This window comes from Streptomyces sp. NPDC057616, from assembly GCF_042800575.1.
Lineage (GTDB): Bacteria > Actinomycetota > Actinomycetes > Streptomycetales > Streptomycetaceae > Streptomyces.
Map to the genome: position 1 here is coordinate 43,127 of NZ_JBHVGU010000040.1, position 12,587 is coordinate 55,713.

General features: G+C 72.1%; 9 protein-coding genes and 1 pseudogene. 4 read left to right on the plus strand and 6 right to left on the minus strand.

Annotation, left to right across the window (positions count from 1 at the left end; genetic code table 11):
• The first annotated feature begins 88 nt into the window (after window positions 1-88).
• Entirely contained in the window at window positions 89-742 is a 654-nt protein-coding gene (locus ACFU97_RS37180) for a nucleoside/nucleotide kinase family protein (protein WP_384265270.1), read from the plus strand.
• Here the strand turns inward: ACFU97_RS37180 and ACFU97_RS37185 are convergent.
• From ACFU97_RS37185 to ACFU97_RS37210, 6 genes are all read right to left on the minus strand, one after another.
• Window positions 732-2,564, minus strand: a complete 1,833-nt coding sequence (locus ACFU97_RS37185) for a hypothetical protein (protein WP_384265272.1) — start codon at window positions 2,562-2,564, stop codon at window positions 732-734. The two genes, ACFU97_RS37180 and ACFU97_RS37185, sit on opposite strands and share 11 nt — an antisense overlap.
• Window positions 2,565-2,570: 6 nt before the next feature.
• Window positions 2,571-4,286: a hypothetical protein gene (locus ACFU97_RS37190; protein WP_384265275.1), complete on the minus strand. Its 1,716-nt coding sequence runs from the start codon at window positions 4,284-4,286 to the stop codon at window positions 2,571-2,573.
• Between the two features lie 2 nt (window positions 4,287-4,288).
• Window positions 4,289-5,191: a carbohydrate ABC transporter permease gene (locus ACFU97_RS37195; protein WP_384265276.1), complete on the minus strand. Its 903-nt coding sequence runs from the start codon at window positions 5,189-5,191 to the stop codon at window positions 4,289-4,291.
• On the minus strand, window positions 5,188-6,099 hold the full coding sequence (locus ACFU97_RS37200; protein WP_384265279.1) for a carbohydrate ABC transporter permease: 912 nt from the start codon (window positions 6,097-6,099) through the stop codon (window positions 5,188-5,190). Before ACFU97_RS37200 ends, ACFU97_RS37195 begins: the two co-directional genes overlap by 4 nt.
• A gap of 115 nt (window positions 6,100-6,214) precedes the next feature.
• Window positions 6,215-7,546 carry an extracellular solute-binding protein gene (locus ACFU97_RS37205; protein ID WP_384265353.1) on the minus strand — a complete coding sequence of 444 codons (1,332 nt, stop codon included), beginning with the start codon at window positions 7,544-7,546 and terminating at the stop codon, window positions 6,215-6,217.
• A gap of 275 nt (window positions 7,547-7,821) precedes the next feature.
• Window positions 7,822-8,955 (minus strand): ROK family transcriptional regulator, encoded by a 1,134-nt coding sequence (locus ACFU97_RS37210; RefSeq protein WP_384265281.1) that lies wholly within the window; start codon window positions 8,953-8,955, stop codon window positions 7,822-7,824.
• A gap of 241 nt (window positions 8,956-9,196) precedes the next feature.
• Between ACFU97_RS37210 and ACFU97_RS37215 the strand changes: the two genes are divergently transcribed.
• From ACFU97_RS37215 to ACFU97_RS37225, 3 genes and pseudogenes are all read left to right on the plus strand, one after another.
• Window positions 9,197-10,096, plus strand: coding sequence for a BadF/BadG/BcrA/BcrD ATPase family protein (locus ACFU97_RS37215; protein ID WP_384265284.1), 900 nt, complete (start codon window positions 9,197-9,199; stop codon window positions 10,094-10,096).
• 196 nt (window positions 10,097-10,292) lie between these two features.
• Complete coding sequence (locus ACFU97_RS37220; RefSeq protein WP_384265286.1) at window positions 10,293-12,221, plus strand: phosphatase PAP2 family protein; 1,929 nt, start codon at window positions 10,293-10,295, stop codon at window positions 12,219-12,221.
• A 93-nt stretch (window positions 12,222-12,314) separates the two neighbouring features.
• Window positions 12,315-12,587, plus strand: a pseudogene (locus ACFU97_RS37225) (phospholipid carrier-dependent glycosyltransferase); the annotation flags it as partial.

A 12,587-nucleotide genomic window follows, 5' to 3' on the forward strand; every position in this document is an offset into this window, starting at 1 on the left:
TAGGCCGGGGACGTCTCCCCTGTACAGGGACGACTCCCCGCCGCCCCGTGGTTCATCGCTCAACCGGCCGGGTGACACACTCTGCCCTGTGCCGCTGACTTTCGACGATCTCCTCGCCCGTGCCCGCGCCTGGCCCCGCGACGGAGGGCGCAGGGTCCTCGGCATCGCCGGCAGCCCGGGTGCGGGCAAGTCCACGCTCGCCGAGAACCTCGTGCGCGGGCTGAACGGGACCGGCCGGCCATGGGTCGCGCACGTCCCGATGGACGGCTTCCACCTCGCCGACGCCGAGCTGGAGCGGCTGGGCCTCCGGGACCGCAAGGGCGCGCCCGACACCTTCGACGCGGCCGGGTACGCGGCACTGCTCCAGCGGCTGCGCGAGGACGAGTACGGCGACGTGGTGTACGCGCCCGGCTTCGAGCGGGTTCTGGAGCAGCCGATCGCCGGAGCGGTCCCGGTGCCGCCGTCGGCCCGGCTGGTGGTGACGGAGGGGAACTACCTCCTGCTCACGTCGGGCGTGTGGCCGCGGGTGCGCGGCCGGCTGGACGAGGTGTGGTTCTGCGACCTGGACGAGCAGGAGCGGCTGCGCCGGCTGATCGCCCGGCACGAGCGGTTCGGCAAGGGGCACGACGAGGCGGTCGAGTGGGTGATGCGCAGCGACCAGCGCAACGCCGAGCTGGTCGCCGCGGCCCGGGACCGGGCGGACCTGATGGTGCCGATGGGCGACCTGGCCCTCACGTATTGACCGCGCGCACCGTCAGCTCCGGCTCGCCCCGTGTGTCGGCGGCCCCGATGACGGCGGTGAAGTGGGCGGTGCGGACGTTCAGTTGCTCCCCCGCCCGGTCCACGGACACCGTGAGCGGCCCTTCCGTGCCGTACCGCACGGCGAACACGTGCAGATCGTCCGGCGCGTCCGCGACGGGGCCCGCCTCCAGGGCGGTGGAGCTGACCAGGTGGCGCCAGCCCTCGTCGGGATTGCCGTAGCCGCGTGGATCGGCGGCGAGCGCGAACGCCGCCTGTTCCTGGGTGAGTTCGGCACGGGCGTCGAAGTGCTCCGCGCTCTGTTCCGCGGGGTGGGTCAGCCGCAGGGTGCCCGCCGACGCCACCACGCCTTCGGCCGTCCGGCGCACCCGGTCCCCGTCGTCGGCCGCGTACGGCAGGCCGGCGAGCAGGTAGGGCTCCCCCGGCAGCCGTTCCACGGCGACCGTCGTCCACAGGCTCGTGCCGTCGGTGACGTAGAGGGAGCGCACGTGCCGCAGGACGTGGTCACGGCCGACGACCGGCTTCGTGACCAGCTTCGCCGCCAGTCCTTCGGTGCGCACGTCGCGGACGCGGACCTCGCCCATGGGGCGGCAGAACACGAACCCGTCCAGCACGGGTCCGAAGCCGTGCTGGCGGTTCACGGCCGCGGGCAGGAAGTAGGTTCCGGCGGCCTCGACGACGGAGGGGGTCATACGGTCGTCGAAGGCCACCGAGACGGTGCCTGACCGGAGTTGGTGGCGTACGGGCTCGGCCGAGGGGGTGCGGTGCCAGCGTGTGGCGTCCTGGATCTGCCAGACCAGCATCCAGGCGAAGTGGCCGTCGACCCCGCCGTCGGGCTTCACCGCATGCCGTCCCCAGCGGGTGTCGCCCCGGTAGCGGCCGAGGTCGGAGCCGATGCGGTGACCGAAGTAGCGCAGTCCCAGGACCGATTCGAAGCCGGAGTGCTGCTCGCTGTAGCGGGGGCCGCCGTTGTCGAAGCCGCCGTTCGTGAGGCGGGCGTCGAGGTAGCGGGCGAGCACGTCGCCGTCCTCGGCGAACATCTCCTCGCCGCTGACCCGGTGGGCCTGGGCGAGGAAGGAGAGCGAGATCGGGCCGTAGTTGTTGTCGTACGCGCCGCGGTGCTCCGGGGGCAGCAGGGCGCCCCGGTCCCGCACCCGGTGGGCGCGGATCTTCCCGGTGTAGAGGGCGAGCGCCCGGGAACGGACCGACTCGCCCTGCTCCTGCGGGAGATGGCGGGCCAGCATCAGTCCGCCCACGACGCAGCCGACGGCCTGGTTGCCGGCCTCCTGGGGATTGAAGAAGGCGGCCTCGGTCAACCAGCGCCAGTACCCCCGGGCCACGTCGAGGAGTCGGGCGCGCTGGTCCGCGTCGACGAGGCCGTGCGGTGCGTCGAGGATGTTCACCGCCTGGAGCAGCGCCCACACCGTGCTCGGCCAGTCGCCGATGGGGTGCGCGCCCGCCTCCAGGACGTAACGGGCGTACGGCAGCCCGGAGTTGACGATCCGGAGGTTCGGATAGCCGGGATTGTCCTCGGTGTACACGCGCTCGCGCAGATGGAAGCCGAGGCTGCGGCGCACCGCCTCCGGCAGGCGCGGGTCCTTGGTGCGTTCCCGGGCGAGCACCAGCAGGGACGTGAGTCCGAGCGAGGTGTCGCCGATGTCGTCGACACAGTCGGGGTGTTCGAGGTTGCCCTCCGGCGTGAGCCGGGCCAGGGCCTGCTCGACGACGTCGGCGAGGACGGCGTCGTACGCCTCCGGGTTGTCCGGCAGGTCGTGCAGCGGTCGGCGCTGGTGGAGGAGGAGCACGCGTTCTCAGCTCTTCGTGCCGGAGGCGCCGCGCAGTGCGACGGTCAGCGTATGCGGGCCGTACCCGCCGATGTAGAGGCGGTTCCCGGTCGTCGCGTCGGTGCCGCCGACCACGGTGTGGTCCTGACCCGGGTCGTACCGCAGGACGTCGCCCCGGTCCGGGCCGGCGAGCGGTTCGCCCGCCTCGACACGGGCCTCGACCCGGATCTCGTCGTCGCCGACGCGATAGGTCGCCGGCCCGCTCGTCAGGCACCAGCGTCCGTCGCCCATCGGTTCGGCGCCCTCCGGCACGCCGCCGGGCCGGAAGGTCAGTTCGAGCGCCCAGGGCATCGGTGGTCCGCCGATGTCGATCCGCAGGTCGGCACCGTCCTCCCTGAGGTCCACGTCGACGCGGGTCGTGTGCGAGACCTCGTCGCGTGGCCGGTCCGGGAAGGCCATGGCGGCCGAGAACCGTCCCTCGTCCGCCATGCGGTAGGCGCCGTCACCGCGTCGCCGGTCCGGCGGAAGGGGCTGGTAGTAGGCGGCCGTGAGGGTCTCGGTGAGCCGGTAGCGCGTGTCGGTGACCCGCTGCATGCCGGCCGCGCGGAACGGGCCCAGGTCGAAGAACGCCCGCGAGAGCCGGACCGCGTCGAGGACGGCGTCACCGGCGAACAGGCGCAGGAAGGTGGGGTTGCAGGCGAGACCCGAGCGGATGCGCCGGTGCTCCGGCACGTCGGAGCCGCCGTGGACCACCGTGTGCGTGGTGGCGGTGGCGTGCGTGGCCAGGCGCGCGGTGGTGAGGTACCGGTCGCGTGGCAGTGGCTGTTCGGCCGCGGCCGGCAAGGTGCGGCACAGGTCCGGGGTGAGGAGGGTCTCGGCGAGCAGGCCGGGGTCGTCGACGCCGCCGGCGGCCGCCAGCCGCGCCGCCCGGCCGAAGTCGCCCCGTCCGGTGCGGATGGCGAGCAGCCGGTAATGCGGCAGGTAGGGCGCCAGGGGGAACGGCTGGTGCTGGTCCTGCCGCCGCGAGTGGACGGTCTCCACCGTGCCGTCCGGCCTGATCAGGTCCAGGGTCGTGGTGAGGTTGCGTTCGACGGCGTCCCGCAGGTCGGCGCGGCCGAGCACCTCCGACAGCAGGAGCAGCGACGGGTTGGACACATGGGCCGCGTAGTTGGCGCTGCGCTCCGAGTAAAGGCCCTCCGCGTCGATGTCGACGCCCTCGGCGAGCCACTGCGCCACGCGGTCGAGCAGGCGGTCGTCGGGGAACGACCGGTGCAGCCGGGCGAGCGCCGCGCACAGCTCCCAGCGGTGGTTCGGGGTGTGCACCCCACCGGTCAGGAGACTGCCGGTGGCGGCGCCGGCGATCTCCTCCAACGCGGCCGTGACGTCGTGCAGTTCGGGCCCCGCGCCGGCGGCGAGGACGTGCGCGTCGCACACGTCGTTGACGGTGAACGCGGAATCCGGCGGCGACTGCACGTTGTCCCCGCCGGCGAAGAGGCCGGAGGCGGTCTGCACGGACCGCAGCGCGCGCAGGTGGGTCGTGGTGGCGGCGACGGCCTCCTTGCTGCCGTGCAGCACCGAGTCCGGGGAACGGAACGCCGCGATCAGGGTCTTCGCCCGGCGGGCCAGGGCGCGGTGGGTCAGCCCGGCGGGTTCCTCGTCGGGGCGGGCCGCCACCGGGGTGGCGTAGCGGTCGGCGGCGCGGGCCACCGCGTGGACGAACTCGTGGTCGAGCGGGGTGGGCACGGTCAGTCCTTCAGTCCGGCGTTGATGTCGGCGCCCATGACGTAGCGCTGGAAGACCAGGAAGATGACGATCAGCGGGATCATCGAGATGACCGATGCGCCCAGCAGGACCGACCAGTTGATGTTCTGCGCGCCGACGATGCTCTGGATGCCGATCTGCACGGTGAACTTGCTGGGGTCGTTGAGCATCAGCAGGGGCCAGATGTAGTCGTTCCAACGCCACTGGAAGGACAGGATGGCGAGCGTCAGCATGATGGGCCGGGAGAGCGGCACCATGATCCGCAGGAAGATCGACAGTTCACGGGCGCCGTCGATGCGCGCGGCCTCCACGAGTTCGTCGGGGACCGTCAGGAAGAACTGGCGGAACATGAAGCATCCGGTCGCGGTGAGCACGGCCGGGAGGATGATGCCGGCGAACGAGTTGTAGAGGCCGAGGTTGCGGACCACCAGGAACTCCGGGGCGAGCATGACCTCGGACGGCAGCATCGTGGTGGCCAGGATGCAGATGAAGAACGCCTTGAGCCACTTGTTGTCGTACTTGGCCAACGCGTACCCGGTGCAGCAGCTGACGCCCACCGTGAGGATCGTCGTGATCACGCACACGATGGTCGTGTTGATGAAGTACTGGGAGAAGTTGGCACTGCGCCACGCCGTCAGGTAACCCGCCAGGGTGGGGTTGTGCGGAACCAGCGTCAGCGGATACGAGAACAGGTCCGAAGCCGGCTTGAGGGAGCTGAGGACGAACCACAGCACCGGCAGCCCGTAGAGGCACGCCAGGATCCACAGCAGGGTCGTCGCGGACACCGCCCGCCGCAGCCCGCCGCCGCTCGCGCCGCGGGGCCGCTTTCCCGTCGCGGCCTGTCCGGGGGCGACGTCGACCTTGCGCGGCATGTCTGTGGTTGTCATCGGTTCTCCACCCGCCGGTTGACGATCAGCTGGATGACCGCGACGGCCATCAGGATGAGCATGAGCACGAACGACGCGGCGCTCGCGTAGCCGATCTGACCCCGTTTGAAGCCGGTCTCGTAGATGTACTGGACGAGCAGGTTGTTCGACGTTCCGGGCCCGCCGTTGTTGAGGGCGACGAACACCGGGTACTCCTTCATCGCGTTGATCGTGTTGAGCAGGATCACGATGAACGAGGTGGGCGCGATGCTCGGCAGGGTGATGCTGACGAACTGCCGCCAGGGGCCGGCTCCGTCGAGGGAGGCCGCCTCGTAGTACGAGGTGGGCACGTTCTTGATCGCCGCTATGAACAGCAGCATCGAGAAGCCCGTCCAGGCCCAGGACGCGGCCATCACGACCACCAGCAGGGACAGGTCCGCGTTCGACTGCCACGGGACGGCGCTTCCGCCGAGCTTCTCGACGACGTAGTTGACCAGTCCGAAGTTCTCGCCGAACAGCCACCGCCACAGGACACCCACGACGATGGGCGACAGCAGCCACGGGATGAAGAAGATGACGCGGGCGACCGACGTGCCCTTGGCGTGCTTGCTGACCACCAGGTTGGCGGCGGCGAGCGCGAGCGCGAAGTTCAGCGGCACGAAGAGCACGGCGTACAGCAGCGTCCGGGTCAGCGCATCGTAGAAGGTGGAGTCCCCGAACAGGTGGTGGTAGTTGTCCAGTCCGACGAACTGGAACGCCCCCACGCCCGTGTAGTTCGTGAAGGAGTAGACGAGCCCGATCACCGCCGGCCAGACGAAGAACAGCGCGAAGAGCACGACGTTGGCCGCGATGAGGACGAGCGGCGCGAGAACGTAATTGCTGCGTCTCCTGGGCGGGCTCGCGGACACGGCCGAGGCGCGTTTTGTCATCTTCCTGACTCCGTGCTGGTGGAATGGATTGCCGTGGGCTCGGGCCGTGGGCCCGGCGTCACATGGGCGCCAGGGCCGGGCGGCGGGGTCTCGGCCCGCCACCCGGCCCTGTGGCCTAGGATGCGCCGCCGACCTGCTGGTTGTAGCCGGCCACGATGTTCTCCAGGGCCTTGTCGGCCGACTGCTGGCCGTTGATCGCCTTGCCGAGCTCCGTCTTGGTCGGGTCCTCGGTGAGGCTCTTGCCCTTCAGCACCCAGTTCGTCTGGGCGCCGTTGAAGTAGCCCGAGATCGGGGCGTAGAGCGGGATCTCCTCGTTGTAGAGCTTGAACGCCGCCTGCGCCGCCGCGGACTTGAAGGGGTACTTCGGGCTCAGACCGCTCTCGACGGGCAGGAACCCGGAGGCCGCACACAGCTCGGTGTAGTGGGCCGGCTCGTACAGCCAGGACATGAACTTCTTCGCGGCGGTGGCCGCGGCGCCGTTGTTGTTGAACCCGACCATCATGCCGCCGCTGTTGACGTCGCTGGCCTGCACCGGCTCGGCGGGGGTCGGGACGCTCGCCCAGTCGAACTTCTTGATGGACTCCGAGAAGGCGGCGACCTGCCACACGCCGGACCAGTAGGCGACGACGTCACCGCTCTGGAACATGGCCGACGGATCGGCGCCGCTGGTCCACACCGACTTCGGCATGGTCCTGTCGTCGTTCCATCCGACGAAGGTGTTCACGGCCTTCTTGGTCGCGGCGTCCACCGAGAACTTGCCGGAGGAGTCGGCGTGCACGTACTTGCCGCCGAGTTCGTACACCATGGCGCGAAGGCGCGAGGGCGACTGGTCGAACGTCAGGGAGTACTTGGCGCCGGTCTTCTCGCGGACCTTGTTCGCCGCCTTGATGAACTCGGTCCAGGTCCAGGTCTTCTGCGGCGAGGTCGGGAAGGAGACCCCGGCCTTCTCGAACAGCGACTTGTTGATGAACAGGCCGGAGGCGGTGACGTCCGAGGGGATGGAGAGCACCTTCCCGGACGAGTCCTTCGCCAGGAAGTTGGCGTTGATGTTGTTCGCCTTGTTGCCGGCGATGGAGCTGAGGTCCACCAGCTTGTTCGACCAGATCGGGTCCAGCGCCGGGACGGCCGCCACGTCGGGCAGGGAGTTCGCCTGCGCGGCGTTGTGCAGCTTCGTGGTGTAGCCGTCGTAGGGGATGTTGACCAGCTTGACCTTGACGCCGGTCTCCTTCTTGTACTGCGCGACCAGCTTCTTCCAGCCCGCGTCCTGTCCCGGCACCGTGGAGATCCAGAACGTCAGCGACTTGGACGTGCCGCCCGAGCCGGACCCAGAACCGCCGCAGGCGGAGAGCAGAAGGGCACCTGCCGTGGCCACGGCAGCGAGGGGAACCACACGGCGTATACCGCCGCGGCCGAGTCGGCGGGAGCGCCGCACACCCACACTGATCATCATCGATCCCTTTTCGTCATAGGGGACGGAGCACGGCGCCGACCGAGGCGGCACGGGTGCATTTTCCAGGAAATTTCGCTTTCCGGGGGCGCGGCCTCGCCCGGCCGCATCGCTCCTCGACGAGTGGGATCCCCGGCCCCGAGGGCCGTCGCCGCACCAGCTCACCCCGGTGCGGCTGCCGTACGTCGCGTACGGCCGGGACGCCGACCCAAGCCGGCGTCCCGGCCGACTTAGAAAGCGCTTGTCCGGACATTGGCAGACCGAGTCGGAGGCCGTCAATCCTTAGTCCGCGCGGCCTCGGTCACGGTTTGGACTCCGCGGGCGACCGCGAGCCGGGCGGCACCGACGACCGTGCCGAGGTCACCGACGGTGCTGCTGACCACTTCGGTGGGCCAGCTCAGCCGGTCGAGCTCGGCCCGCACACCGGGCAGGATCTGCGGGTCCTTGGCGGTACTGCCGCCCAGGACGATCAGCCCCGGGTCCAGTACGGCGGTCACGGCGGCGGCGAGCCGGCCGACGTCCGCGGCGTGCCGCCCGAGCACCGCACGGGCCGACTCCCGGCCCTCGCCGGCGAGCGCGAAGAGCTCCTCGGCGGTACGGGGGCACGGCCCGTCCTCGTCCCGCCAGGCGTCCGCCGCGCGCCGCAGCAGCGAGCGCGCGCCGATGTACTCCTCGATCGCTTCGTGGCGCGGCTCGCGGCCCTCGTCCCAGGGGTAGGGCAGCCGGGCCAGCTCACCCGCGGCGCCGTTGGCGCCGCGCAGCACCTGCCCGCCGACCACGATGCCGAGACCGATACCGACGCCGATGCGCAGATAGCCGAAGGTGTGCCGGCCGCGGGCCGCGCCCTCGTGGAGCTCGGCGAGCGCGGCGCAGTTGACGTTGTTCTCGAGGTGCACCGGTACTCCCGGCGGCAGCGCGACGGCCATGGCGTCGAAGACGGGACCGGCCTTGGCCGTCGCCGGACGCACGCCGAAGCCCTCCTTGCCCCGCGCGGTGACATCGCCGACGGCGACGACGACGGTGCGCAGCGGCGCCCCGTCGGGCAGCGCGGCCAGCGCCTCGCGCACCACGTCGGGGGCCTCGGGCCGGGTGCCGGTGGCCTCGGCGAGCAGGGTGCCGTCCAGGGCGCAGCCGCGCACCCGGGTCACGGCGGGGCCGAGGTCGACGGCGAGCACGACGCCGGCGGCCGGCCCGAGACCGTAGACCGCGGCGGACCGGCCCGTGGCGCCGGAGGCGGTGCCGGAGTGGGCGGCGAGCCGGGCGCCCTCCAGTTCGGCGACGGCGGAGGACACGGTCGGCTTGGACAGACCCGCCAGGCTCGCGAGCTGCGGCCGGGTCGCGCTGCCCGCCTCGGCGAGCACGGCGAACACGGCGCTCGCGCTCTCGGTCAGGCGGGGGGCTTGCGCCACGTCGTGTATCACAGTTCTCCCACAGGTCAGGGCCGCTCGGTGATCGAGTCCGCGACACCTCTTGACGCACTGTACTTCGTTAGTTAACTTCCTAACGAACTTCACGGTACTCGCCTGCCGTGTCCGTCAGAAGCCCGTCCCGGGGCTTCCCTAGTTCCCCAACTTCCTTTGTTCCAGGCACGGTTCGCCCGCCGTCGCAGTGCAACGCCATGCAGTGCAGCACAACGACGAAAGAGGTTCCGTGCAGGACTCCACGCCTCTCGTGGTCGGCATCGACGTGGGTGGCACCAAGACCCACCTGCGTGCCTACGCCGGTTCCCGTCGCGTCGCCGACCAGGTGACGGCGAGCAGCGGCTGGCGGCCCCACGACCCGGTGGCCGCGGCCGGCCGGCTGGCCGCGCTGGTCGCCGGGTTGCTGGCCGCGGGCGCGCGCCCGTCCGCCGTCGCCGTGGGCGGCCACGCCTGCGAGACCGCGCGCCAGTGCGCGCAGATACGTACCGCTCTGCAACTCCACTTCGACGTGCCCGCGTCGGTCGTCGGCGACGCCGAACTGCTCGTGCCCGCGGCCGGTCTGGACAAGGGCGTCGGCCTGGTGGCCGGCACCGGGTCCGTCGCGGTGGGCCGGCTGCCCGACGGCGATCCCGTCCAGGTCGGCGGCTGGGGCGCGGTGCTCGGCGACGAGGGCGGCGCGGCCGGTCTCGTACGCGAGGCCGCGCGTGCCGCGTGGGCGGCGCACGACCGCGGGCAGGAGCCCGACGCACTCGCCCGGGAGCTGCTCGCGTCCTTCGGCGTCCCCGAAGTGCCGGCGCTCGGCGCCGCGCTGGAGGGCGCCGCCGACGTGTCCGCGGACTGGGGCCGGCACGCGCCGGCCGTGTTCGCGGCCGCCGAGGCGGGCTCCCCGCTCGCTCGTGCGGTGATCACCGAGGCCGGCCGCTCACTGGCCGGGCTCGTGCGACGGCTCGCCGAACGGGGGGTCGTGGTGGACGACGTGGTGGTCGCGGGCAGCACGATCCTCGCCCAGCCCCCGCTCTACGACGCCTTCGCGGCCTCGCTCGCCGCGGCCGTGCCGGGCGCACGCCCGCGGCCGCTGCGCGTGCCGCCGGTCGAGGGGGCCGTGGCACTGGCCCGCTCGATCCTGTGAACAGGCCGGCCCGCGTTCACGCACCGGCCACGTCCCCGCCCCCGGTGTCTCGCCGACGGGTCAGGGCGCGGCCGTAGATCTTCGCTCAGCGGTTCACGGGACGCACCTGAGCCATCCGCCCCAGGCGTCCCACCAGGCACCTTCGCTCGCTCTTCCTTCCGGCCGCGAGGCCGCAGAACTCAAGAGAGGCACGCGCATGCCGTCATCAGCCGGACACGGCTCCTCCTCGTCGGCCGGTCGACCCGCCGTCGGCAGACGGGGTTTCCTCAAGACCTCCCTGGGCGCGTCGGCCGGTGTGCTGGCCGCGCCCACCTTCGTGGCGTGGTCGGCCGCGGGGGACGCCAAGGCCGCCACGGCGCCCGCCGCGTTCGTCGACGACTACAGGACCAACGTCGCGGCGAACCTCACGCCCGAGACCAACGCCGTCGTCCGCGTCCTCGGCGGCTTCGCCCAGGTCTGGAAGACGGGCGGCGCCTGGAACACCGGCACGCCGCTGCGGCCCGAGGTGCTGCGCGCCAACATGCGCTACTGCGCCCGCGTCACGGGGGCGCGCACGGACGCGCAGGCGAAGGAGGCGTTCGTGTACGACCGCCAGCACCAGAGCTACGCGATGATCGCGGGCCTGGGCCCGCTGGCCGGCCTCTACCGGGCGGGCGCCCAGGCCGTCACCTCGATCACCGCCGCCCCCGACGGCACCCCGCCCGCCAAGATCGACGACGCGGTGCCCGCCGACGCCCCGGCCGGCTCCGCGCTCGGCGCCGGCTCGCACGACTCCGCGCTCGGCAAGGTGGCCGAACTCGTCGACACGGTGCGCGGCCCGTACGCCTCCGGCAACCCGTCCAAGTACGCCTACCAGTACCCGCGTCCGTGGCGCATGAACGAGGACAGCGAGGTCGTCGACACCGGCAGGACGGACGCGCTCGGCTTCCCCGTCTACGACTCCGAGGTGGTCGTCGCGCCGCAGCTGCTGCGCCAGCGCGGCACCAGCGCGACGGACGACGGCGGCTTCCCGAGCGGTCACACCAACGCCTTCCACCTGGCCTGCCTGGCCTACGCGTACGCCGTGCCCGAGCGGTTCCAGGAGCTGGTGACGCGCGCCTTCGAGCTCAGCCACACCCGGATCGTGGCGGGCATGCACTCCACGGTCGACGTCCTCGGCGGCCGCATCATGGCGACCGCGCTCGCCGCCGCCACCCTGGCCGATCCGGCGAACGCCGCCCTCAAGGCCGCCGCCCGCGCCCAGGCACTGGAGTACTTCACCGCGCGGACGGGCACCACCGCCGACAGCCTCTTCGCCTACGCCCACTCCGACCCGGGCGACGCCTACGCGGACCGGGACGCCAACGCCCGCGCGGTCGCGCCGCACCTGACGTACGTGCTGACGCGCCAGGGCCGCAGCCTGCCGCTGACCGTGCCGAAGGGCGCGGAGGTGCTGCTGGAGACGCGGCTGCCGTACCTGGAAGCGGACCGGCGCCGTGAGGTGCTGCGCACCACCGCGCTGCCCTCCGGGTACGTGCTCCTCGACGGGTTCGAGCAGTGGGGACGGCTCGACCTGTTCGCCGCGGCGGACGGTTACGGCGCCTTCGACTCCGACGTGACCGTGACCATGGACGCCGCGGCGGGCGGATTCCACGCGGCCGACAGCTGGCGCAACGACATCGACGGCGCCGGCGGGCTGACCAAGCGGGGCACCGGCACGCTCACCCTGACCGGCCGCAACGCGTACACCGGCGGCACCCTCGTCATGGGCGGCACGCTGGTGGCCGCCTCGTCCCGCGCGCTGGGCCACGGCGACGTGCGGGTCTCCGGCGGAACGCTGCGGGTGCGGCAGCCCCTGTGCGTGCGGGGCGGGTACGCCCAGGAGTCCGGCACGCTGGAGCTGACCCTCCAGGCGGGGCAGGAGCCCGCCCTTGAGGTGACGCACCGCGCGCTGCTGGGCGCGGGCAGCGTGCTGTCGCTGCGGCTCGACGACCGCAGGCCGCCCGCCGCGGGCAGCACGGTGCGCGTCCTGTCGGCCCCGCGGCTGCGCGGATCCTTCGACCGCGTCGAGCTGAACTCCGACCGGCTGCGGGCCGTACCCGTCTACACGACGGAAGGTCTGTCGGTACGACTCCTGAAGCGGTGACGCACAGGGGGCGGGCGCTGGTGCGAGAGTAGGGCCCATGGAACGGGCCCGGATCAGCCCCGCCCCCTCGCGGCCGGTGTCACCGCGGGGCGGATGATGGCGCACGAACAGCACTCGGTCCTCGAGCCGGGCACACGCGACGACGAGAAGCACCCGCCGGGGCGGACGACGGCCGCCGGGCCGTCGCGCCGGCCGCGCAGGTGGTGGCTGGTGCCGCTGCTGGTGTTCGTGCTGCTCGGGCAGATGGCGGCGGCCATGGTCACCACCGCCGTGCAGCAGACGCCGACGATCGACGAGCCCATCTACGTCGCCACGGCCGCCGACTACCTGCACGAGCACCGCGTGCGCTTCAACCCCGAGCATCAG

Bases quoted from the DNA above. Each gene is read 5' to 3' on its own strand.
- ACFU97_RS37205 (WP_384265353.1), bottom strand. From the start codon at position 7,546: ATGATCAGTGTGGGTGTGCGGCGCTCCCGCCGACTCGGCCGCGGCGGT.
- ACFU97_RS37195 (WP_384265276.1), bottom strand. From the start codon at position 5,191: ATGACAACCACAGACATGCCGCGCAAGGTCGACGTCGCCCCCGGACAG.
- ACFU97_RS37200 (WP_384265279.1), bottom strand. From the start codon at position 6,099: ATGACAAAACGCGCCTCGGCCGTGTCCGCGAGCCCGCCCAGGAGACGC.
- ACFU97_RS37220 (WP_384265286.1), top strand. From the start codon at position 10,293: ATGCCGTCATCAGCCGGACACGGCTCCTCCTCGTCGGCCGGTCGACCC.